General features: G+C 62.7%; 19 protein-coding genes. 9 read left to right on the top strand and 10 right to left on the bottom strand.

The genetic code is table 11. From position 1 onward, the window contains the following. The first annotated feature begins 197 nt into the window (after positions 1-197). From CAF74_RS20300 to CAF74_RS20310, 3 genes are all read left to right on the top strand, one after another. Positions 198-602, top strand: a complete 405-nt coding sequence (locus tag CAF74_RS20300) for a hypothetical protein (RefSeq protein WP_085747537.1) — start codon at positions 198-200, stop codon at positions 600-602. A 40-nt stretch (positions 603-642) separates the two neighbouring features. Beyond that, positions 643-1,059 carry an organic hydroperoxide resistance protein gene (locus CAF74_RS20305; RefSeq protein ID WP_085747538.1) on the top strand — a complete coding sequence of 139 codons (417 nt, stop codon included), beginning with the start codon at positions 643-645 and terminating at the stop codon, positions 1,057-1,059. A 136-nt stretch (positions 1,060-1,195) separates the two neighbouring features. After that, positions 1,196-2,629: a catalase gene (locus tag CAF74_RS20310; protein WP_085747539.1), complete on the top strand. Its 1,434-nt coding sequence runs from the start codon at positions 1,196-1,198 to the stop codon at positions 2,627-2,629. A gap of 70 nt (positions 2,630-2,699) precedes the next feature. On the opposite strand, the gene CAF74_RS20315 is transcribed toward CAF74_RS20310, so the two are convergent. Both CAF74_RS20315 and CAF74_RS20320 read right to left on the bottom strand, forming a co-directional pair. Then, positions 2,700-3,449 carry a creatininase family protein gene (locus tag CAF74_RS20315; protein ID WP_011333687.1) on the bottom strand — a complete coding sequence of 250 codons (750 nt, stop codon included), beginning with the start codon at positions 3,447-3,449 and terminating at the stop codon, positions 2,700-2,702. 134 nt (positions 3,450-3,583) lie between these two features. Then, positions 3,584-4,399, bottom strand: a complete 816-nt coding sequence (locus CAF74_RS20320; protein ID WP_085747540.1) for a helix-turn-helix transcriptional regulator — start codon at positions 4,397-4,399, stop codon at positions 3,584-3,586. A gap of 134 nt (positions 4,400-4,533) precedes the next feature. Here CAF74_RS20320 and CAF74_RS20325 point away from each other — a divergent pair, with 134 nt between their 5' ends. Beyond that, positions 4,534-5,748 carry a CynX/NimT family MFS transporter gene (locus CAF74_RS20325; protein WP_085747541.1) on the top strand — a complete coding sequence of 405 codons (1,215 nt, stop codon included), beginning with the start codon at positions 4,534-4,536 and terminating at the stop codon, positions 5,746-5,748. A 46-nt stretch (positions 5,749-5,794) separates the two neighbouring features. Here the strand turns inward: CAF74_RS20325 and CAF74_RS20330 are convergent, their stop codons facing one another. The 4 genes from CAF74_RS20330 to CAF74_RS20345 all read right to left on the bottom strand — a co-directional run bounded on the left by CAF74_RS20330 (position 5,795) and on the right by CAF74_RS20345 (position 9,579). After that, positions 5,795-6,571: an alpha/beta fold hydrolase gene (locus CAF74_RS20330; RefSeq protein ID WP_085747542.1), complete on the bottom strand. Its 777-nt coding sequence runs from the start codon at positions 6,569-6,571 to the stop codon at positions 5,795-5,797. A 24-nt stretch (positions 6,572-6,595) separates the two neighbouring features. Then, a complete protein-coding gene (locus CAF74_RS20335; protein WP_085747543.1) occupies positions 6,596-7,105 on the bottom strand; it encodes a cytochrome P460 family protein in 510 nt (169 codons plus the stop codon). A gap of 24 nt (positions 7,106-7,129) precedes the next feature. Next, positions 7,130-8,173, bottom strand: coding sequence for an alpha/beta fold hydrolase (locus CAF74_RS20340; RefSeq protein WP_085747544.1), 1,044 nt, complete (start codon positions 8,171-8,173; stop codon positions 7,130-7,132). A 71-nt stretch (positions 8,174-8,244) separates the two neighbouring features. Next, positions 8,245-9,579: an epoxide hydrolase family protein gene (locus CAF74_RS20345; protein WP_085747545.1), complete on the bottom strand. Its 1,335-nt coding sequence runs from the start codon at positions 9,577-9,579 to the stop codon at positions 8,245-8,247. Positions 9,580-9,795: 216 nt separating this feature from the next. On the opposite strand from CAF74_RS20345, the gene CAF74_RS20350 reads away from it, so the two are divergent. Next, positions 9,796-11,025: an MFS transporter gene (locus tag CAF74_RS20350; RefSeq protein ID WP_085747546.1), complete on the top strand. Its 1,230-nt coding sequence runs from the start codon at positions 9,796-9,798 to the stop codon at positions 11,023-11,025. Here CAF74_RS20350 and CAF74_RS20355 read toward each other — a convergent pair. Continuing rightward, the gene (locus CAF74_RS20355) at positions 11,012-11,977 is read right to left on the bottom strand and encodes a quinone oxidoreductase (protein WP_176240502.1); all 966 of its coding nucleotides are present in this window, start codon (positions 11,975-11,977) and stop codon (positions 11,012-11,014) included. The two genes, CAF74_RS20350 and CAF74_RS20355, sit on opposite strands and share 14 nt — an antisense overlap. 338 nt (positions 11,978-12,315) lie before the next feature. Between CAF74_RS20355 and CAF74_RS20360 the strand changes: the two genes are divergently transcribed. From CAF74_RS20360 to CAF74_RS20370, 3 genes are all read left to right on the top strand, one after another. Next, the gene (locus CAF74_RS20360; protein WP_256578395.1) at positions 12,316-14,277 is read left to right on the top strand and encodes a PAS domain-containing protein; all 1,962 of its coding nucleotides are present in this window, start codon (positions 12,316-12,318) and stop codon (positions 14,275-14,277) included. Beyond that, positions 14,277-14,648, top strand: coding sequence for a response regulator (locus tag CAF74_RS20365; protein WP_039771030.1), 372 nt, complete (start codon positions 14,277-14,279; stop codon positions 14,646-14,648). The genes CAF74_RS20360 and CAF74_RS20365 overlap by 1 nt, the downstream gene beginning before the upstream one ends. 78 nt (positions 14,649-14,726) lie before the next feature. Continuing rightward, a complete protein-coding gene (locus CAF74_RS20370; RefSeq protein ID WP_085747549.1) occupies positions 14,727-15,341 on the top strand; it encodes a response regulator transcription factor in 615 nt (204 codons plus the stop codon). Here the strand turns inward: CAF74_RS20370 and CAF74_RS20375 are convergent. The 3 genes from CAF74_RS20375 to hchA all read right to left on the bottom strand — a co-directional run bounded on the left by CAF74_RS20375 (position 15,328) and on the right by hchA (position 19,926). Beyond that, positions 15,328-18,210 (bottom strand): winged helix-turn-helix domain-containing protein, encoded by a 2,883-nt coding sequence (locus CAF74_RS20375; protein ID WP_085747550.1) that lies wholly within the window; start codon positions 18,208-18,210, stop codon positions 15,328-15,330. The genes CAF74_RS20370 and CAF74_RS20375 overlap by 14 nt on opposite strands. Positions 18,211-18,331: 121 nt before the next feature. Then, on the bottom strand, positions 18,332-19,051 hold the full coding sequence (locus CAF74_RS20380) for a PA1136 family autoinducer-binding transcriptional regulator (protein ID WP_085747551.1): 720 nt from the start codon (positions 19,049-19,051) through the stop codon (positions 18,332-18,334). Continuing rightward, entirely contained in the window at positions 19,048-19,926 is an 879-nt protein-coding gene (gene hchA / locus CAF74_RS20385) for a glyoxalase III HchA (protein ID WP_085747552.1), read from the bottom strand. The genes CAF74_RS20380 and hchA overlap by 4 nt, the downstream gene beginning before the upstream one ends. Positions 19,927-20,090: 164 nt before the next feature. Here hchA and CAF74_RS20390 point away from each other — a divergent pair, with 164 nt between their 5' ends. Beyond that, positions 20,091-21,950 carry an ABC transporter ATP-binding protein gene (locus CAF74_RS20390; RefSeq protein ID WP_085747553.1) on the top strand — a complete coding sequence of 620 codons (1,860 nt, stop codon included), beginning with the start codon at positions 20,091-20,093 and terminating at the stop codon, positions 21,948-21,950.

The raw sequence follows: 21,950 nt of genomic DNA on the forward strand, positions 1-21,950 counted from the left end.
GAGTCTTGAGTGGCCAGCGAAAAAGTCACCACGCGACATACCTCGATAGCCGGGCGCTAACAAGCGCTAACAACGCATAACTGGTAGTCATTCGGCTGTGAAGGCAGGCTTGAATCTCACCGCTGAACGCCGGGCCACCTGCAAATCTTTTCGGCAGCCGCGCTCATTCGAACAATGGTTTTGCGAGGGATTCGACCATGGCTGAAGGTTATCGCCACACTTGCCTGTGCGAGTCAGGCCGGCTCGGCAACGACGAACTGTATGCCTTGGTCGCGGGCGCCGTCAGGCATGGCCGGGGTGAGGCGCAACAGCTGTTCGCGACGGTGACGCCGTTGCTCATCGCCTTTTACGAAGGTCAGGTGCAGGCCGGGCGGATCCGTCGCGAAGACACCGGCGGCCTCGTTCAGCAGGCCTTCAGGGCGCTCTATCAGGAACAGGCCGCCCATGACCCGAGCTTTCCGTTTCGCGCCTGGCTGATCGAGATCGCCCGCTCGACCCTGCTCAACAATATTGGCCATCGCGGCGCTGAAGTCGTGGCCACGGCCGACGCGCTGGCGGGTGCATCTGCACGCGATTGTCATGAACCCACGCGGGCCACATGAACCGCCCTCCACGCTGAGAAATGCTCTTCAGGGAATGCCCATGATCGATATCGAAAAAACCCTCTACTCCGCCCATACCTGCACCACAGGTGGCCGCGAGGGCACAGGACGCAGTGACGATGGCCGACTGGATCTCAAGCTGTCGCCACCGGGTGCGCCGGGCACCGGAACCAACCCCGAGCAATTGTTCGCCGTGTGCTGGTCGGCCTGCTTCCTCGGCTCGCTGCGCCATGCCTGCAACGCGCGCAAGATCGGTTTTCCTGCACAAGCGATGGTTAATGCGCAAGTCGATCTGGCTCATGGGGAGCAAGGGTTCTTCCTGCAGGCCCAATTGGCGGTCTCGCTGCCGGATATCGAACCGCAAGTGGCGCTCCAGCTGATCGACGCAGCGCACCAGAACTGCCCCTACTCCAAGGCCACGCGCAACAACATCAAGGTCAGCATCACCCTCGCCTGATCCGTCTTTTGCCGACAGCAAAACGCAATCCATTCCAACCACACCTTCGTACTATCCGGCGACACCATGGTGCAATAGATCGCGCCCGGGGCTTTTGATGTGATGGCGGGAAACCGACAAAAGCCAGGAGTTGCGCATGAACAAGCTGACGACTGCTGCGGGCGCGCCCGTGGTTGATAACAACAACGTACAGACGGCAGGCCCGAGAGGCCCGATGCTGTTGCAGGACGTCTGGTTGCTGGAAAAACTGGCGCACTTCGATCGGGAAGTCATACCCGAGCGGCGCATGCACGCCAAGGGTTCGGGCGCGTTCGGCACCTTCACCGTCACCCACGACATCACCCGTTTCACCAAGGCCAGGCTGTTTTCCAGCGTGGGCAAGACCACCGATGTGTTCGTCCGGTTTTCGACCGTGGCCGGCGAGCGTGGCGCGGCGGACGCCGAGCGTGACATCCGCGGGTTCGCCATCAAGTTCTACACCGAGCAAGGCAACTGGGATCTGGTGGGCAACAACACGCCGGTGTTCTTTCTGCGCGATCCGTTGAAATTCCCCGACCTCAACCATGCGGTCAAACGCGACCCGCGCACCAACATGCGCAGCGCCCGCAACAACTGGGATTTCTGGACCTTGCTGCCGGAGGCGCTGCACCAGGTCACGATTGTCATGAGCGACCGCGGACTGCCGCGCACCTACCGCCACATGCACGGTTTCGGCAGCCACACCTTCAGTTTCATCAGCCCGGCGAACGAACGATTCTGGGTGAAGTTCACCTGGAAAACTCAACAAGGCATCGAGAACCTGACCGATCAACAAGCCGCGACCCTGATCGGCGATGACCGCGAAAGTGCCCAGCGCGACCTGTACAGCGCCATCGAGGAAGGCCACTTCCCGCAATGGAAGCTTTACGTGCAAGTGATGCCGGAACTGGACGCCGAGACCTACCCGATCAACCCGTTCGATCTGACCAAGGTCTGGCCTCACGCGGATTACCCGCTGATCGAAGTCGGCGTGCTCGAACTCAACCGCAACCCTGACAACTACTTCGCCGACGTCGAACAGGCGGCCTTCAACCCGGCCAACGTGGTGCCGGGCATCAGTTTTTCACCGGACAAAATGCTCCAGGCGCGCCTGTTCTCCTACGGCGATGCACAGCGCTATCGCGTCGGCGTCAATCATCACCAGATTCCGGTGAACGCCCCGCGCTGCCCGGTCAACAGCTACCACCGGGACGGCCAGATGCGCACCGATGCGAACGCGGGCAGCACAATCGGCTATGAACCCAACAGCTACGGGCAGTGGGCCGAGCAACCGGATTTCAGCGAACCACCGCTGGCCCTGAAAGGCAGCGCCGGGCACTGGAATCACCGCGAGGACGACGACTACTTCTCGCAACCGGGTGCACTGTTCCGGACCATGTCCCCCGCCCAGCAACAGGTCTTGTTCGAGAACACCGCACGCTCGATCCATGGCGCCAGCGCAGAGTCGAAACAACGACACATCGACCACTGCACCCGGGCAGATCCGGCGTATGGCGCAGGAGTTGCGCACGCCATTGAGGCACTGGGCTGATCTGCAATGACGCTGGCAGGGAGCCGAAACAACAACGCCCGGATTATCCGGGCGTTGTTGTTTGTACGAATCAGTCAGGCAGTGATTCGCGGCTGAAGGCCTGCACCTCCTGCACCAGACCGCGAGCGGCCATTTCCACCAGTTGCCGACCCTTTTCCGGCGAAGCCTGCGCCGGGTCCGAGCCCATGCGGCCGTCCGGGTGACGGGCGCGGAAATCCGCCGCTTCACGGATCGGCCCCCAGTTGGCGATCTGCGGCGAGTAGTCGGCCGACTTGATGGAATCGGGGTAGGCCCATTGGGTCACGGCGATTTCCGAAGGCGTCGCGTGAATGCCGTGGCCGGTCGGGAACTGCTCACGCGCCAGCTCGTTCACCCCTTCCAGATCCCACCAGTTGCACAGCTTCAGTGCAAACCCGGCTTTGCGTCGGGCGAAACTCGCTTCGGCGTACAGCTCCGAAAACGCCGCTTCGATTGACGCGATGTTGCCGCCGTGGCCATTGAGGAAAAAGATCTTTTCAAAGCCGTGGGCGGCCAGCGAGCGGGTCCAGTCGGCGATGGCGGCGATGAAGGTCGAAGGCCGGAGCGAGATGGTGCCGGGAAACCCGAGGTGATGCTGCGCCATGCCGATGTTGAAGGTCGGGGCAATCAGGATGTCGGCGCTTTTCTGCGCTTCATGGGCGATGATTTCCGGGCACATCCAGTCGGTGCCCAGCAGGCCGGTCGGCCCATGCTGTTCGTTGGAACCGATGGGGATGACGATGGTGCGGCTGCGTTCGAGGAATTGCGCTATTTCGGACCAGGTCGATAGGTATAAAAGCATCAGGATTCTCACTCTTCGAAGGTTCCTAGCGGAACGCGGGTGGGTGTTCAGTGCACCTGCAACAGCAGTGTCATTGATACCACCCGCCTCCCTTCGACGACAGAATACGAAGGTATCGGAATGACCTGAATGCCCTAATCGCGGACGAGAAATTCACGGGGCGATTCACCCATCACTCGCCTGAACATGGCACTGAAGGCACTCTGGCTGGCGTAGCCCAGATCCCGGGCAATCACCCCGACGGATTGCCCCTTGTCGAGCCGATCGATGGCGGTCGCCAGCCGCACCTGTTGCAGCCAGTGGCGGAAATTCAGGCCGGTTTCATTGACGAACAGGCGTATCAGCGTGCGCGAACTGGCACCGACCCGGTCTGCCCAATAGCCGATCGAATGGTCTTGTCCGGGATCCTGCAGAATCGCCTCGCACACCGTGACCAGTCGCCGGTCGGCCGGCCACGGCACTTCGATCGGCAACGTCCGGGCTCCCTGCAATTCACTGAGTATCAACGCCACGATGTGCGCGTTGCGGCCTTCCTGCGGGTATTCGATTGGTTGCTCGGCCAGGGCCAGAATCAACTCGCGCAGCAGTCCGGGGATCTCCAGTACTTTGCAGTGATGGCCCAGCCCTGCGCAGACTTGCGGCTCGATGTAGATCGAACGCATCTTGACCGCGCTCAGCATCAATTGGTCGTGGACCATCCCGGGCGGAATCCACAGCGCGCGCTTCGGTGGCAGGATCCACAACCCGCGCTCGGTAGCCACCCGCATCACCCCGTTCGAGGCATAAAGCAATTGCCCGTGTCGATGCTCGTGCGGCTCGTTGTATTCGCCGGTGGACTGATCGCGCACCAGCACGGTCATTACCCGCGGCACATCCTGATAGTCGGGATAACGTTCGCTGCGCGGCGCGGGTTCACGCCTGGCAATGACCTTGCGCACCTCTCGTTTCATCGGCTGGAGTCTCCTGAAAACACACCTTGATCGTGTTAAAGCGGCGATTGTCACTTTGGCGACAAACCCTGGCATTTGCCATGGCCGGCCCATTGTTAGCCTTGCGCTCATTGTTCATCAATGAGGCTTCTCCCATGGCAATCACCCGCAATCTCTCCGGCCACCAGCAGAGCGTCACGGCGGTGATCGGCCTGCTGATCCTGTCCATCGCCTTGCGGCCGCCGATCATTTCGGTGGGGCCGATTCTGCTGTTGATCCAGCAGCACTTCCAGTTGAGCTATACCCAGGCCGCGCTGCTGACTTCAATTCCCGACATCTGCATGGGCGTGTTCGCGCTGGTGGTTCCGAGCCTGGCCAGACGCTTCGGGATCGATCGCAGTGTGGTGGTCGCACTGACGTTGCTGGGCGCGTCCACCTTGCTGCGGGCAATCTCGCCGAATGCATTTTTCCTGCTCGGCAGTACGTTCTTCGCCAGCATCGGCATTGCCGTAGCCGGCGCGATGACCGGCGCGTGGATCAAGACCCACTTTGCGCAGCGGCCGGCGCTGTTCATGGGCATTTATGCCGGCGGCCTGAGTCTGGGCGCGACTCTCGCGGCGGTGCTCAGCGCCCCGATTGCCGAGCTGGCGCAGGACTGGCGGGTCAGCGCCGGGTTCTGGAGCGTGCTGTGTGTCACCGCCATCGCCAGTTGGGTGTGGATGGCGCGGCGTTTTGCGACACCGGCGCCTGTAGTGAAATCGCCGTCGAGTCCGAGCAAACGTCTGCCATGGAGCAATCTGCAGGCGTGGCTGATCGCGTTGAACTTCGGTGCCGGTCAATTCGTGGTTTACGCCCTCTTCGCCTGGATGGCGCCAGCGTCGGTGGAAGCGGCCACATCGAGTGTTTCCCCGGGCGTTCTGCTGGGCATTTTTACCGCGGTGTTCGCCGTGGCCAGCGTGGTTGCGGGGCTGATTCCGGGCAAGGCCCACGACCGGCGCGGTTTGCTTGGGCTGTCGGCGTTGCTGGCCCTGCTCGGGGTGGGCGGCATGGCATTCCTGCCGGCGTACTGGCCGATGCTGTACGTGGTGCTCGCGGCCATCGGCCTGGGCATGGGTTTTACCGTGGCCATGACCTTGCCGCTGGATCACGCCAGCACCAGTGAACAGGCCGGATTGTGGACGGTGTTCATGTTGTTCATCGGTTACCTGATCGCCGCGCTCGGGCCGCTGTTGTTCGGTGCCCTGCGCGAATACGCCGGACACTATGGCCCGGCGTACACCTTGCTGTTCGCGGTACTGCTGTTGATGCTCGGCATCACACCCCTGCTCAGACTGGCACCGGCTGGATCGCCGCAGGTGTCCGTTGCCTGAGCCGGGGGTGACAGACCTGCGACGCGCCTCGGCACGTCGCAGGTTTTCAGTTGGCTGCAGCGGCTTTTTCAATCAGCAGCGCCACCGGGGCCGGGTTCGACACCATCACCACGTGCGAGGCGCCCTTCACCACCTCAACGGCCTTGGCATCCGCACGCTTGGCCATGAACGCCATCGCCTGGGGCGGGATGTTCTTGTCCTTGTCGCCGTAGATGTACCACGACGGAATGTGCTTCCAGGCCGGCGTGCCGGCCTGCTCGTTCAGCGCGGCTTCGGTGACCGGACGTTGAGTCGCGGCCATCAGGGCCGCTTGTGCAGCGGGGACGTCGGCGGCGAATTGATCGTGGAACTTGCTCTGCTGGATGTACAGGTCCTTGCCGCCATCGGCCAGCGCAACGGGTGGCGCCAGCGTTGGCCCTAGGGTGCTGCCGGGAAACTTGCCGGCCAGACCGGCGACGGTTTCACCGGCCTCGGGGGCAAACGCGCTGACGTAGACCAGCGCTTTGACATTGGCATGATCGTTGGCCGCATCACTGATGACGTTGCCGCCATAGGAGTGACCGACCAGCACCACCGGCGACTGGATGCTGCTCAGCAATGCCGATACCGCTGCGCCATCGCTCTTGACGCCGCGCAGCGGATTGGCGGCGGCGATCACCGTGTAGCCATCCTTCTCGAGAATCTTCGCCACGCCGTTCCAGCTCGACGCGTCGGCAAATGCGCCGTGCACCAGCACCACCGTGGGTTTGGCGGTTTGGGCGAAGGCATTGGCGCCCAGGCACAGGCCCGCAGCGATGCTCAGTGCAATCAGTGTTTTTTTCATCTGGATGTTCCTCGTATGACGGATTCAGGGAGCGTATCGAGTGAAGACAAAATCGTGGTTCTGCACCCGCGCCTGATGGCAGGCAAAGCAGGTCTGGTGCTGGGCTTGATCGGCGGGTTTGCCATCGATGAACCGGCCGAATCCCCAGCCACCGGTCGAGGCGTATTTGCGCGAGTCCTTGACCATCACCTGAACGGTGGTGGCCGCCCCCGGAATCGAGGCCGGCTCGAACTCCGGCGACTGCACGTGTTTCCACGCCAGCTTCACCAGCACCGTGCCGTCGGGAAACGGCAGCGTCTTGCTCTGGTAAGCCTTGATCGCCCGGTCATTGCCCAGCACCGCACGCAGTTCATCCAGCGGCGCGGCTTCCTGGGCCGGGGCAATCAGCGCCCACTGGCGATAGTTTTTCGGCAGCTTCACGCCGTAGATCGGCGAGGCATCGCCCTCATCGGCCTCGCCCAACGCGACACCGGTGGCCGCCAGTGCCGCGAGCGCAATGGCCGCCGGCAACACGGCCCAATGGTTGAGTTTCATCGTCGGATCCCCTCAGGCCAGCAGTCAGAGATGATCGGCATCGATCACCGCCTGAGCGAACGCCTGCGGCGCTTCCTGCGGCAGGTTGTGGCCGATGCCGCCGCTGATCAGCCGGTATTCGTACTTGCCGGTGAAGCGTTTGGCGTAGGCCTCGGCCGGTGGGTGCGGCGCGCCATTGGCGTCGCCTTCAAGAGTGATGGTCGGCACGCCGATCGAGGGGAATGTCGCCAGTTTTTTCTCCAGCGGATCGTATTGCGCTTCCCCTTTGATCAGCCCCAGGCGCCAGCGGTAGTTGAAGATCGACACGGCGACGTGATCCGGGTTCTGCAACGCGGCGGCGCTGCGGTCGTAGGTCGCGTCGTCGAAGGTCCACTTCGGCGAGGCCAGCTGCCAGATCAGTTTGGCGAAATCATGGGTGTTTTTTTCGTAACCCAGGCGACCGCGCTCGGTCGCAAAGTAGAACTGATACCACCACTGCAACTCCGCCGCCGGCGGCAGCGGCGTCTTGCCCGCTTCCTGGCTGCCGATCAGGTAACCGCTCACCGCCACCAGCGCCTTCACCCGCTCGGGCCAGAGCGCTGCAACGATGTCGGCGGTACGCGCGCCCCAGTCATAGCCGCCAAGTACGGCCTGCTTGATTTTCAGGGCGTCCATGAAGTCGATCAGGTCTTTGGCCAGCGCCGCCGGCTGGCCGTTGCGCACGGTTTTGGCAGACAGGAAACGTGTGTCGCCATAGCCGCGCGCGTAAGGAATCAGCACCCGATAGCCCTTCTGCGCCAGTGCCGGCGCCACGTCGGTGTAGCTGTGAATGTCGTAGGGCCAGCCGTGCAGCAGGATGACCACCGGACCGTCGGCGGGACCGACTTCGGCGTAGGACACGTCCAGCAATCCAGCCTTGACGTGTTTCAGCGCGCCGAAGGAAACGTTGGTGCCGGCGGTAATGGCGTCGATCTTGCCGGCGGGCACTTCAGCGGCGCTGGCGTATGCCGAAGCGATGCCCAGCGCAAGCGCCAGGATCGAAACGGCGAGCACGCGCCGGGATGGGGTTACAGCGTTAGAGTCAGTCATGCCGAGTCTCCCTCGTGAACCGCCGGGCGGCGGTTCCGGACTTGGTGTTGAAGGGCTTGCGAATTGCAGGGTTAGCGGGCTGCCTGAGCAGCGGTTTTCTGCGCAGCCGCGCGCAGTGGCCGGAAGGCTTCGCGCAGTTCTTCGCTGAACAGTTGCGGTTGCTCCCATGCCGCGAAGTGACCGCCCTTGCTGACTTCGCTGAAGTAGGCCAGCGACGGATAGGCGCGCTGCGACCAGACTTTCGGCGCGCGGTAGATTTCGTGCGGGAACACGGTGATCGCCACCGGCACCTTGATGTCGGCAGTCTTCTGCGCGGCGGCGCTGAAGTTATTGTTGTTGTTCTCCCAGTAGAAACGGGAGGACGACGCCCCGCTGTCGGTCAGCCAGTACAGGCTGATGTCATCGAGCATTTCATCGCGGCTCAGGACTTTCTCGGGCTGACCGTCGCTGTCGGTCCACGCGGCGAATTTTTCATACATCCACGCGGCCGTGCCGGCGGGCGAGTCGGCCAGCAGATAACCGATGGTTTGCGGCCGGGTCACCATCATTGCGCCGTAAGCGGCGTTACGACCGAAGAACTGGCTGAGCGAATTGAAGGCCGTCACCTCCGGTGCAGTCAGCCCTGCCGGTGCCGGGTCGCCGCTGTTGATCGGCTTGACCAGTTCCGGCGGCACGGTGGCCGGCATGTTCAGGTGGATGCCCAGCAAACCGGGCGGCGCCAGGCGACCCAGTGCATCGGATATCACCGAGCCGTGATCGCCGCCCTGGGACACGTAATGGCTGTAGCCCAGACGTTTCATCAACACATCCCAGGCCTTCGCCACCCGGTCAGGGCCCCAGCCGAGCTCGGTCGGTTTGCCGGAAAAACCATGGCCGGGAATAGACGGGATCACCACGTCGAACGAGTCCTCGACCTTGCCGCCATAGGCCACGGGGTCGGTCAGCGGGCCGATGGTCTTGAGGAATTCGAACTGCGAACCCGGCCAGCCGTGGGTGAGGATCAGCGGCATCGCATTGGGATTGCGCGAACGCACATGGATGAACTGGATGTCGACGCCGTCGATGGTGGTCACAAACTCCGGCAAGGCGTTGAGCTTCGCTTCAGCCTTGCGCCAGTCATAGCCGTCGCCCCAATACTTCACCAACGCCTGGACCTGCGCCAGTTGCACTCCCTGGGACACGTCGCCGACCGTTTCCTTGTCCGGCCAGCGGGTGTCGGCGATGCGTTTGCGCAGATCGCTCAACTTCGCTTCGTCAACATGGATGGTGTACGGGCGAATGGCTTGCGACGGATCCGCGGCCCAGACCCCGCTGCTGCCAGCGAGTACGGCAATGCCGAGCGCGCCGCCCCTGATGGATGACGCCAGGCAATGGCGCCAGGTAAGACCGGACGAAAGCGCAACCATGATGGATCTCCTTGTAGTCATTATTCGAAAGGCATCGCCAATCGGATCAGACCACTGCGCTGGCACCGGGGCGATTACACGATGGTGTCGGTCGATACCTTGGTATGACGCGCAGGCCTGGCGCACAAAATCGCGCTCGAATTCAGCAGCGGTTAACGGGCAGAATGCGGCGGGGAAAAGACCCATTTGAATCACAGAGCGGAACAAGGATCGCGGATGCGTGGGGAGACAGCGCTCGAACGCCTGAGCAGTACGCCATCGACCACTTCGCCGTGGTGGGTGATCGGGCTGTGCATGCTGTTCAACGTGATCGACGGACTCGACGTGATGGCCATGGCCTTCACCGCCAGCCGGGTTGCGGCCGAATGGGCGTTGAGCGGCGCGCAACTGGGCCTGTTGTTGAGCGCAAGCCTGGTCGGGATGGCGCTCGGTTCGCTGCTGGCCGCGCCCAGGGCCGACCGCTTCGGGCGCAGGCCTTTGTTGCTCGCCGGATTGCTGCTCAGCGGCCTGAGCATGTTGCTGTCGTTCTGGAGCCCGGATCATCACGTACTGATGCTTTTGCGACTGCTGACCGGCATCGGCACGGGGGCGGTGCTGGTGGGGGCGAACGTGCTGACGTTCGAACACGCCAGCCCGCAGCGGCGCAATCTGGCCATCGCGTTGCAATCCCTCGCCTTCGCCATGGGCGCGAGTCTGGGCGGAGTGCTGGCTCATGTACTCAATGATTTGATGGGCTGGCGGTATGTCTTTCTGGCCGGGGGTTGCATCACGCTGGCAGCCGCGCTTGCCGGCGTCTTTTGGCTGCGAGAGTCGCCGTCATTTCTGGCACTCGAACGCCGCACGCCAATCGCTACAGCGTCGCCTGACAACCCCAGCCGACCGCTTTTGCCCGGTCAGTCGCAACAGACCACATCGCTGGCACTGGCACTCTTTCTGTTGATGTTCTGCTTTTACTTCGTCATGAGCTGGACCCCGAGCCTGCTGGTCCACAATGGTTTTACCGACCAACAAGGCGCCCGGATCGGAGTGTTATTGGCGTTGGGGGGGATGCTCGGTGCCCTGCTGCTGGGACTGGCGGCCAATCGTTTCGGCTGCCGGCGATTGTTGTCGGGGTTTCTGCTGCTCAACGCCGCCCTGCTGCCATTGATGCTGCCGGCCACTCGCGTCCCCGGTCTGGCGACACTCGTGGCAGTCACGCTGGGGCTGATGCTCAATGGTGCGGTCGCGGCTCTGTATGTCCTGGCTCCTCAAGCGTTCTGCACCTCGGTTCGTACGACCGGTGTCGGCGTGGTGCTGGGGATGGGGCGTCTGGGGGCGATCATTTCGCCGCTGGTCGCCGGTTTTCTGCTGGATGCCGGATGGACCGCACAACACCTGTTCACGTTTTTCGCCGGTAGCCAGGTGTTGGCGGCCCTGCTGATCTGGCGTGGCACTAAGGGACGATGATCAGCTTGCCCGTCGTGTTGCGCGACTCGATATCGCGATGGGCCTGTTGCACCTCGTCCAGTGAATAACGTTTGCCGATGAAGGTTTTCAGTTTGCCGGTGCTGACCCACGCGAACAGTTGCCGGGATTTTTCCAGCAGCACCTCGCGATCGCGCACGTAGTGCATGACCGAGGGATACGTCAGCTTGATGCTGCGCGGCATGCTGAAGATATCGATCGGCGGGATCGGGTTCATGAACGGCCCGTACAAGGCCAGGGTGCCGAAGTAATCCAGCATCTCCAGCGAGTCGGCGAAACCTTCCGCGCCCGTGCCGTCGTACACCACATTCACCCGCTGCCCCTCGGTCAGGCGCATGACCTGTCCGGCAATGTTTTGCGCTCGCCCGATCACTACATAGTCAGCCCCGGCCGCGAGCACCGCCTCCACTTTGTCGGCATGGGACACCCGGCCAATGACCTTGCCGCCCCGCAGTTTGATCAACTGGGTCAGCATCAATCCCACGCCACCCGCCGCCGCGTGCACAAAGGCCACGTCACCCGGCTGGATCGCATGCACCTTGTCCACCAGATTGCTGGCGGTCAGGCCCTGCATCATCAGGCTGGCGGCGGTGGCAAAGTCGATATCGTCCGGCAGCGGCACCAACTGGCTGACCGGGGCGATCACCTGTTTGGCGTAGCTGCCCGGCACGTAATGCCAGGCCACGCGGTCACCGACAGCGAACTCCGTTACCTGCGGGCCGGCGGCCAGAACGATGCCGGCGCCTTCTGCACCCGGCGTCAGCGGCAACGCCCAGGAGCCGCCGAGCCCGCGCCGGACACCGGTGTCCATGAAATTGATGCCCGCTGCCATGACCTTGACCAGGACCTGTCCGGGCCCCGGTTCTGCCAGTTGAATGTCCTGCACCGTCAACACTTCGGGCCCGCCAAAGGCCTGGATAACCACTGCTTTCATAATCTTCTGCCCTGTCATCGGGACGACCGGTACTGCTGCCTTTCGGGTGGCAGGAGCGCGGACGTCACGTTGCTTTCACTCAACGTCGAAGGACGTTGAAACCAGGGCCAAGAGTGAGCGGGTGGTGTATCCGCGCAGTTTCGCGAACAGGCTCATTTGCATGCTTGTATGGCTCGAAGAGCCGTAGATACAGTGGCTTACAAAAGCGCCACTGTGATGCCCGTCGCAGTGTGCGACGGCAGCCGATATTCGCTACAGGCGACACCAAAGTATGATGGGCGAGTGCCAGCAGAAGGCGCATCTTTGTTCAACGGTGACTGCACACAATGAGAATCGGTATGACGAACGAGCAGGAGCGCGTCATCGAGGACGGTCCAGACCGCGCCAGTGACGAGATCATGCCCATGCCGGGGGTCGAAGCCATCATCGACAGCATCCCGGCCATGGTCGCCTTCATGACGCCGTCCGGTGAGCTGGAGCAGGTCAACCGGCAAATCATGGACTACATCGGCGCCCCGCTCCATGAACTGAAAAAATGGCAGGCCGGCGAAACCGTGCACCCGGACGATCTGCCCTCGGTCATCGCCGCGTGGATGCATTCGGTCGGCACCGGCACTCCCTATGAAATCGAGCATCGCATCCGACGCGCCGACGGTGTCTATCGCTGGTTCCATGTGCGCGGCCTGCCGATCAGAGACAGCGAAGGCACCATCACACGCTGGTGCGTGCTGCAGGTCGACATCGACGAGCGCCGGCGGGACAAGGCCTTGATCGCCAGTGCCCTCGCTGAAGTCAGCGCATCGGAAGAGCGCTTGCGCGGGATCATCGATGCCGTCCCCGGTTTTGTCTGGAGCGCCTCGCCCGAAGGCAGCGTCGGCTTCGTCAATCGACGCTGGTGCGACTACACCGGCATGTCCCTCGAACAGGCCTGCGGCCATGGCTGGACGGCGTCCATCCACCCGGACGACGCACCGGGCCTGGCAGTCTATTGGCAAGGGATTCTGCAATCGGGCAGCGCCGGTGAGTACGAAGCTCGACTGAAACGCTTCGACGGCGTTTACCGCTGGTTTCTGATCCGCGCCGTACCCCAGCGCGATGACACCGGGCGCGTCGTGCGCTGGTATGGCGAGAACACGGATATCGAAGACCGCAAACGGGCGGAAGTCTTTCTGGCCAAGGCCCAACGCCTGAGTGCCACCGGCACGTTTTCCTGGCGGGTGAGTACCGACGAGATCACCTGGTCGGACGAGGTCTACCGCATCCTTGAACTGGACCCGGACACCCCGCCGGGCTTCGAGGCGATCTATCGCCGCGTGCATCCGGACGACATCTCCAGCCATCGGGAAATGATCAAGCGCCAACGCCGCAAGGGGCGTGACTTCGAACACGAACATCGACTGCTGATGCCCGACGGCACGGTGAAATACGTGCGGCTGGTGGCGCACGCGATCGCCCATGCGCCGGACGGTTTCGAATACATCGCCGCCCTGCAGGACATCACCCAGCGCCGGCTCGCCGAAGAGGTCTTGAGCAAGGCGCGCTCGGAACTGACGCACCTGGCCAGAGTCGCCAGCCTTGGCGCGGTCACGGCGTCGATTGCCCACGAGGTCAATCAACCGCTGGCCGGCATCATCACCAACGCCAGCACCTGCCTGCGCATGCTCGGTGCGGATCCGCCGAATGTCGACGGTGCCAGGGAAACCGCGCGCCGCACCATTCGCGACGGCAATCGCGCGGCCGATGTGATCAATCGACTGCGAGCGCTGTTCTCGAAGAAAAGCATCACCCTTGAAGACGTCAATCTGAATGACGCGGCACGGGAAGTCATCGCCATGCTATTGGGCGAGCTGCAACGCAACGGCGTGGTGCTGCATCCGCAATTTGCCGAAGCGCTGCCGCTGGTCAGGGGTGACCGGGTCCAGCTTCAGCAGGTGATCCTCAACCTGATCATGAATGCCGCCGAGGCCATGAGCGCGATCCACGGCCGGCCCCGGCAATTGATCGTCAGCACCGGCCTTGCGACGGACGAGAGCGTTTACCTGGCGGTGAAAGACAGCGGCAACGGCGTCGATCCGCAGGACATCGAGCGCATCTTCAACGCGTTCTACACCACCAAAAGCTCGGGCATGGGCGTCGGTCTGTCCATCAGTCGCTCGATCATCGAGCGCCACGACGGGAAGCTGTGGGCCACCGCCAACGACGGCCCGGGAGCGACGTTTACCTTTGCCATCCCGAATTCGACGGACTTGCCGCAAACCGATAACCGCGACCTCGCCGATCGCACCGTGGAGAATGATTGATGGGTACGCATTTGCTCGTATCGGTGGTCGATGACGACGAATCGGTTCGTGAATCCCTGCCTGATCTGATCAAGGAATTCGGCTTTGCCGTCCAGGCGTTTGCCTCGGCGCAGGCGTTTCTGGCATCGCCCTATCTGGACCTGACCCATTGCCTGATTCTCGACGTGGCCATGCCGGGGATGTCGGGCCCGGATCTGCAACGGGAGCTGCTGCGCCGTGACTATCGCATTCCGGTGATTTTCATCACCGCGCACGGCGACGCCAGCGAACAGGCGAAGCTGCTGAACAGTGGCGCCGTGGAGTGCCTGTTCAAACCCTTCAGCGAAGCCCAATTGCTCAAGGCCCTGAGCGCCGCCCTGCCCCTCGACTGAGCGTGAAGCCGAACAGAACAAGGAATCGACATGTTGAACGCGAACAACGCAATCGCCCCTTCCCGTGGAGCATTACCGATGAGTGATGTCACGCCCGTCGTATTCGTTGTCGATGACGACATTTCCGTGCGCGAGTCGCTGGAGCTGATGATCCGCTTTGCCGGATGGCAGCCACGGCTGTTCGAGTCCGCGCAGGATTTTCTCGACGCACCCCGGGCGCTGGTGCCCAGTTGTCTGGTGCTGGACATCAATCTGCCCGACCTGAGCGGCCTGGATCTGCAGACCGCCCTGGCCGACGAACGCCACAACATGCCGATCATCTTCATCACCGGCTACGGCGATATTCCGCGCACGGTGCGGGCCTTGAAGGCCGGCGCGGTGGAGTTTCTGACCAAACCGTTCAATGACGATGTGATCCTTGCCGCCATGGCCGATGCGCTGCAAAGCAGTCGTGTGGCGCTGGAGGGAGAAAAGAACCTGCGCTCACTGCTCGAGGCGTACAAGACCCTGACGCCCCGCGAGCAGGAGATCATGGCATCGGTGGTCAGCGGGCGGCTGAACAAACTGATTGCCGCCGACCTCAACATCAGCGAAATCACCGTCAAGGCCCATCGCGGCAAGGTAATGCGCAAGATGAAGGCCCGCTCGCTGGCGGATCTGGTGAAAATGGCCGCCCTGATTACGCCGGAGTAGCGGGCAGGCTCTGCCAGAAGCTTTCCAGCCGACGCAGATCAAGGCTGTCAAAGCCTTCCGAAGCGCGCTCGCGGCAGGCACCGAGCAACGTCCGGGCCTGATCCGGTTGACCCTGTTCAAGCCAGAACCGGGCCAGATCCATCGATGACCGCAACTCCCACGCCCAGGCGCCCTGCTCGCGGCTCAGCGCAATGGAATCCTCAAGAACCGCCAGCATGGCCTGAACATCATCGGCCTGGATGACCTTGAGAATACCGGCCTTGATTCGCAGCAACTCCGGCAGTGCAAAGGCATCACCGCTTCGCCGGCAGTGATCGATCGTGCCTTCGACCAGAGTCAGTGCCTTTGGGTGTTCGCCCACCAGCATCAGGCCTTCGGCCAGTGCGATTTCGAATGAGGTCGTGAGCAGTTCGTAACGCATGCCCCGCAACCGCGCCAGACTTTCTTCCAGCATGGCAACTGCATCCCCCGGCTCCTCGGCGCGGATGGCGATCGCCGCGCGCAACCCGTGGCAGGCGGCAATATAGGGGCCGAGTGCGTTGGTTTCGGCGATGGCGCTGAATCGTTCGAGGCTCGCAGCTGCCTTCGCCAGATCACCGGTCCAGATATAGATGCACAAGATCCAGACCATGGCGATGCAGTAGGTGACCGGATGCTGCAGCGCCGACGCTTCGGCCTCGATCTGCTCGACCCAGCGCCGGGCCTGATCGGGATAGCCCTGCAGCCAGAGTGAACGCGCCAGCGCCAGCCCCGTGCGATTGCGGTGATCGAAGCCGTAGTAAATCGTATTGCTGGGATGGGACGGCAAGCTGTTGCGCAATGAGCTTTCCAGTTCTTGGCGGGCCAGACGCTGATTGCCGAGCAGATGATGGGAGATGCCCGTCAGCGATGAAGCAATCGCGATGGCGGCGGGCTCGTTGAGGATGTTGCCGACCACGGCTGCCTGCTCGGCCCAGGCCAGCGACGAAGGGAAATCACCGATGCGCTCGTAGAAGATCTGCAAGCGGCCCAGCAGCCTCAGCTGTGAGCCGTAGTCGTTCAACGCGACGGCAATGTCCTGCGCCCGGAGCAAGGCTTTTTCGGCGGCCTCACTGTTGCCCCGGGTGAACATCAGCACCAGACCGAGCGCGGCTTGCAGTTCCATTTCGGTGGGCGTGCCATAGTACCCCAGTTCCAGCAGTTCCACTGCCCGGGAACACCAGGTTCGGCACTCGACCAGCAATGAAAAATGCAGAAACAACGGCGCGCTCGCGGCCGCCAGCGGCAACGCCAGACCCGGATCACCGTGGGGGCCGAAGCTCCATTCCAGCGCACCGCGAACGTTGCCCAACTGGCTGGCCAGACGCGCCGAATGACGGAAAATCTCCTCGGGAGAAGGCCCCAAATGGCCGAGCAGATCCATGTAAAACGCCGCGTGCCGGAACGCCAGCGCATTGACCTCGGCCTCTCCCCGCGCCGTCAATTTCTCCCGGGCGTAGGCGCGCGTCATCTCCAGCAAGCGATACGAATCCGTCGAGTCGCTGTGATCGACTGTGACCAGTCCCTTGCACACCAGATCATCGAGGATCGCGGCCGCCGTGGCGCTTTCGTGTTGCGATTCGGCAACCACCTGAACGGCAGCTTCCTGGGAGAACGGCCCGACGAAGACCGAAAACCGCTCCAGCGCCAGGCGCTCTTGCAGCGACAGCAGGTCATAACTCCAATCGAGCATGGCGCGCAGGGTCTGATGGCGGGGAACGGCGGTCCTGCGCCCCGACCAGCCCAGGGAGAAGCGCTCGCCGAGCAGCGCGTGGGTGGCCTTCAATCCGTGGCTGGCGACCCGCATCGCCGCCAGTTCGATCGGCAGCGCCATGCCCTCCAGCCGCTGGCAAATGTCCGCAATCATTTGCCCTCCGTCCGCTTCCAGCAACAGCGCCGCATTGCTCGACGATGCGCGTTCGACAAACAGCTTGATGGCCGGGAATGCCAGCAATTCTTTAACGCAAAGGTGTTGCGGCTCACGGGGAAATTCCAGCGGATTGAGCCAGTGCACGTATTCGCCACGCACCCGCAGCGGTTCGCGACTGGTCGCCAGAACACCAACATCCGGCGCGGTGTCGCTGATCTGTTCCAGGAGGGTCGACACCGCGTCGATCAGATGTTCGCAGTTGTCGATCACCAGCATCAGCCGCTGCTCGCGCAAATGCGCGAGCAGGACGAACAGCGGGTCTTCCGCCTGCACCGGGATGTCCAGCGATCGGGCCAGCGCCGACGGCACCAGCGCGCAGTCTTCCACTTGCGCCAGATCGACGAAGCTGACGCGCTCGTAGCCCTGGGCGGCGATGCGGTGCGCCACTTCGATGGCCAGGCTGGTCTTGCCGACGCCGCCGGGGCCGACGATGGTGAACAGCCTCGGTTGCTGCATGTGGTCGATGACCAGTTGCAGATCGGTTTCTCGGCCGATCAGTTTGGCCCGGGGCGGCAGACTGCACACGCCCTCGATGGCTCGGGTCACGATGGGCGCCGGTTGCACAGCGGCCTGTTTTCTTTCCAGCGGTGCGACGAAGGCATAACCCACGCCCACCTGGGTCGCGATGTAACGCGCCTGCTCCTCGCCATCGCCGAGAATCCGCCGCAGGCCGGTCATATGAAAGCGCAGGCTGCCTTCGGCCACTACGCTGTCGGGCCATACCTTGTCGATCAGGTCGTACTTGGACAGCACGCGTCCCGGTTGCTCGAGCAGGGCGATCAGCAGATCCAGCGCCCGCCCGCCGATCTCGACCGCCACCCCGTTGCGGGTCAGCAGCCGTTTACCTGGAACGACACAGAACGGACCGAAAATGAATTGGGTCGTGAGGGATTCGTGCAATGCGTCCGGAAAAGACTCCACGAGGATCGATCTCTCTAAAAAACGTAGGGGGCGGCGCCAGTTACAGACAGCCGGCGCAGGCCCTTTGCATGATAGGAGTTTTGCATGGTCGTTCAAGCACGGCACCGGCAGAGTGAGAACCTCACCCCTTTATTTCCCCTTTGCGAATGGCAATTTTGATGGCCTGAGCGGTGGTGGCCACGCCGAGATGCCGACGGGCCGAACGCAGGTGATTTTCCACCGTGCGCCCGGACAGACCGAGGGTGGCAGCGATGTCGGCCTGCCGCCGACCGGCAGCGACCCACGCCAGCACTTCGCGCTCACGGGTCGAGAGTTTTCCGGCCGTCTCGTCCAGCGGCGCTTCGAGCAAGCGTCGTGCAGCGTAAAACGCCACCGAGGCGAGCATGCCCAGCGCCAGTCGAGTCCGCGCAGAAGCATCGATCTGTTCGCCACCCAGGCTCATGGCGCCTTCAAGCCCCTGCGGGCCGAAGACCGGAATCTGTAATCCATGCACGCCCGGCCCGCTTGGCAAGCGAACCACCCGATAGAGTTCGCCGCTCTCCTCCTGCACCTTGCTCCAGAAGAACGATTCGGGGGCGTCCAACAGGTGGCGAGTCACTGGGCAGCGCTGAACGTAGGTCTCGGCGTCGACGCCAGTGCCATCACCAAACCAGTCGCCTTCCACCCAGTAAATGCGCTCGACCACGTCCTCCGACGCCGAGGTGGCGGAGAACAGGACGAACCGATCGTAACCATAGGCCCCGGCGAAACCGCGAACGGCCTTATGGATCGCCACTAGCGTGGGCGCCGCCTCGATGTCGAGGGCGGCGCGCAAGAGTGCCTCGGCAGGTCCGGAGTTCACCCCGACGTGACCTCTTTCAGGAGCGCGGCCGCCGCCAGTTTGCCCAGTGCGTTGCCCGCCAGCGGACTGTCACCGGTCAGCAACTTGCGATCCTGAAGCGTGGCCCCGGAAATACCCTGATTGGTGATTTCCACACCGAGCGCCTGCAACTGCTCGCCGAACTTCCAGGTCAGGTGGCCGGGCATGTAACCGATGTCAGGGGTTGTCGCGTCCAGGGCATCGGGAAACGCGCAGATCCGGTAGCCATTGAAGATGCATGAATCTTTTGTTTCGCCGAGGCCGGCCGCCAGCAGCGCCGCCGGGCCGTGGCACAGAGTAATGACGAATTTGTCCTTGGCGACGGCCCATTGCAGGACTTTCTTCACGTCCTCGCTTTCCGGCAGGCCGATCAGCGCGCCGTGCCCGCCGGGAATGAACACGCCGATGTAGTCCGAGTCTTCGCCCAGCGCTTCTTCGATCACCTGGGACAGCTTGAGCGGACGCTTGAACTGATCGCGGTATTGCTCGTAGAAGCCCTTCACTTCGGCGTCTTCGGAGGGCATGGCCCAGAATTCGAACTTGACCGGATTGCCCGACAGCGTCGCGACATCGAAGCCGAAACCGGCCTTGTCCAGGTGATACATCGGCAGCAGCGTTTCAACCGGGTGATTGCCCGTGGAGAACATCGTGCCGTTGTCGGTCAACAGATAGCGCTCGTCCGCACCGATCATCAGAACCTTCCAGCGCCCGCCCTTGTAACGGTTGGGGTACTCGGCATCACTGAGATCGGATTTGGGCGAAGTGAACTGGCTGAGGGAATACGGCGAGGGGAAAAACGCGTTGTCCTCGGCCGGATCGGGGGTTGGGCGCTTGTCGTCAGTCTGCGTGGTAGCCATGGTGCTCTCCATCGAGTGGGTCAACGTCGGAGTTCATGCTAGTAAGGCGTCAGCGTTACAACAATGAGGGTTTTCCCTCAAAAGATCACGCACTGAACCTGCGGCCCCTCAATGTGATCGATAAGTGGCAGAATCCCCGCAACTGATGATTTCGGAGACCCCCAATGCTTCGCCTGTTTGAACAACGGCTCGACCCCTTCCCGCCCGACGAAGCGCCGCCACCGCCGGTCGGTCTGGCGCGATTCCTGTGGGCCTGCACCCGTGGCGCTCGCGGTTATATCCTCGCGCTGGCGCTGCTTAGTGCCGGTGTGTCGATCTACGAAGCCTGGTTGTTTTCCTTTCTGGGTCAGGTCGTGGACCTGCTCTCGACCTGGCAGGCCGGCGGCGACGTGAACGGGCAAGAGAGCCGTGTGCTGTGGGGCATCGGCATCGTGCTGCTGACCAGCGTCGGGCTGGTGGCGTTGCGCACGATGGTTCAGCACCAGGTGTTGGCGATCAATCTGCCGCTGCGCCTGCGCTGGGATTTTCATCGGCTGATGCTGCGGCAGAGCCTTTCGTTCTTCTCCGATGAGTTCTCCGGCCGGGTCACGACCAAGGTGATGCAGACCGCACTGGCCGTGCGCGAAGTGCTGTTCACCGTCATCGAGATCGCACCGGGCATTGGCGTCTATTTCATTGCGATCATCGCCCTGGCCGGCGGCTTCGCCCTGAAACTCATGCTGCCGTTCATTGCCTGGGTCGCGCTGTTCGGGCTGGCGATGCTGTATTTCGTACCGCGCCTGGGCCAGGTCGGACAAGAGCAGGCCCATGCGCGGTCGTCGATGACGGGCCGGGTTTCGGACGCCTACACCAACATCACCACGGTGAAACTGTTCTCCCACTCCAAACGTGAAGCGCATTTTGCGCGGGCGGCAATGGAGGATTTCAAGCAGACCGGTTTCCGCCAGATGCGTCTGGTCAGCCAGTTCGAGATCGTCAATCAGGCGCTGGTGGTCGGGCTGATCATGGGCGCCGGCGGCTATGCCTTGTGGCTTTGGCATCAGGGCGAAGTCGGCACCGGGGCGGTGGCGGCGATCACGGCCATGGCGTTGCGCATCAACGGCATGTCGCACTGGATCATGTGGCAGATGACGTCGCTGTTCGAAAACATCGGCACCGTGCAGGACGGCATGGATACCCTGACCCGTGGCCCCAAGGTGCAGGACGCGCCGGACGCCGGCGTGCTGGTACCTTCCGGCGGCGCCGTGGAATTCGACAACGTCAGCTTCAACTACAACGGCGAACGCCAGGTGCTCGACGGCTTGAGCCTGAGCATCCAGCCGGGCGAGAAAATCGGTCTGGTGGGCCGCTCCGGCGCCGGCAAATCCACGCTGATCAACCTGCTGCTGCGCTTCTATGATGTGGACCGTGGCGAGATTCGCATCGACGGGCAAAACATTGCACAGGTGACCCAGGACAGCCTGCGCAGCGCGATCGGCATGGTCACTCAGGACACGTCCCTGCTGCACCGCTCGATTCGCGACAACATCGCCTACGGCCGACCGGACGCGACCGACGAACAGATCCAGCGCGCGGCGGCCAATGCTCAGGCCGCCGGCTTCATCAACCAGCTCAGCGACCGCCAGGGCCACACCGGCTATGACACGCTGGTGGGCGAACGCGGCATCAAGCTTTCCGGTGGCCAGCGCCAACGGATCGCCATCGCCCGGGTAATGCTCAAGAACGCGCCGATTCTTCTACTGGACGAAGCTACCAGCGCCCTGGATTCAGAAGTCGAAGTCGCCATTCAGGAAAGCCTCGATGAAATGATGCAGGGCAAGACCGTGATCGCGATTGCGCATCGACTGTCGACGATTGCGGCGATGGACCGACTGATTGTCATGGATGAGGGACGGATCATCGAGCAAGGCACCCACACCGAACTGCTGGCGAAAAACGGCACCTATGCGCGGTTGTGGCAGCATCAGAGTGGCGGGTTTCTGGGTGAGGATCAGGGCGTGGCCGAGGCGATGGATCAGGCGTAA

Source organism: Pseudomonas sp. R45(2017), assembly GCF_002112305.1.
GTDB lineage: Bacteria > Pseudomonadota > Gammaproteobacteria > Pseudomonadales > Pseudomonadaceae > Aquipseudomonas > Aquipseudomonas paraglycinae.

Coding starts and splice junctions, on each gene's coding strand:
- CAF74_RS20300 (WP_085747537.1), top strand. CDS start 198: ATGGCTGAAGGTTATCGCCACACTTGCCTGTGCGAGTCAGGCCGGCTC.
- CAF74_RS20360 (WP_256578395.1), top strand. CDS start 12,316: ATGACGAACGAGCAGGAGCGCGTCATCGAGGACGGTCCAGACCGCGCC.
- CAF74_RS20355 (WP_176240502.1), bottom strand. CDS start 11,977: ATGAAAGCAGTGGTTATCCAGGCCTTTGGCGGGCCCGAAGTGTTGACG.
- CAF74_RS20330 (WP_085747542.1), bottom strand. CDS start 6,571: ATGAAAAAAACACTGATTGCACTGAGCATCGCTGCGGGCCTGTGCCTG.
- CAF74_RS20305 (WP_085747538.1), top strand. CDS start 643: ATGATCGATATCGAAAAAACCCTCTACTCCGCCCATACCTGCACCACA.
- CAF74_RS20335 (WP_085747543.1), bottom strand. CDS start 7,105: ATGAAACTCAACCATTGGGCCGTGTTGCCGGCGGCCATTGCGCTCGCG.
- CAF74_RS20365 (WP_039771030.1), top strand. CDS start 14,277: ATGGGTACGCATTTGCTCGTATCGGTGGTCGATGACGACGAATCGGTT.
- CAF74_RS20390 (WP_085747553.1), top strand. CDS start 20,091: ATGCTTCGCCTGTTTGAACAACGGCTCGACCCCTTCCCGCCCGACGAA.
- hchA (WP_085747552.1), bottom strand. CDS start 19,926: ATGGCTACCACGCAGACTGACGACAAGCGCCCAACCCCCGATCCGGCC.
- CAF74_RS20345 (WP_085747545.1), bottom strand. CDS start 9,579: ATGGTTGCGCTTTCGTCCGGTCTTACCTGGCGCCATTGCCTGGCGTCA.
- CAF74_RS20320 (WP_085747540.1), bottom strand. CDS start 4,399: ATGAAACGAGAGGTGCGCAAGGTCATTGCCAGGCGTGAACCCGCGCCG.
- CAF74_RS20310 (WP_085747539.1), top strand. CDS start 1,196: ATGAACAAGCTGACGACTGCTGCGGGCGCGCCCGTGGTTGATAACAAC.
- CAF74_RS20340 (WP_085747544.1), bottom strand. CDS start 8,173: ATGACTGACTCTAACGCTGTAACCCCATCCCGGCGCGTGCTCGCCGTT.
- CAF74_RS20350 (WP_085747546.1), top strand. CDS start 9,796: ATGCGTGGGGAGACAGCGCTCGAACGCCTGAGCAGTACGCCATCGACC.
- CAF74_RS20370 (WP_085747549.1), top strand. CDS start 14,727: ATGAGTGATGTCACGCCCGTCGTATTCGTTGTCGATGACGACATTTCC.
- CAF74_RS20325 (WP_085747541.1), top strand. CDS start 4,534: ATGGCAATCACCCGCAATCTCTCCGGCCACCAGCAGAGCGTCACGGCG.
- CAF74_RS20315 (WP_011333687.1), bottom strand. CDS start 3,449: ATGCTTTTATACCTATCGACCTGGTCCGAAATAGCGCAATTCCTCGAA.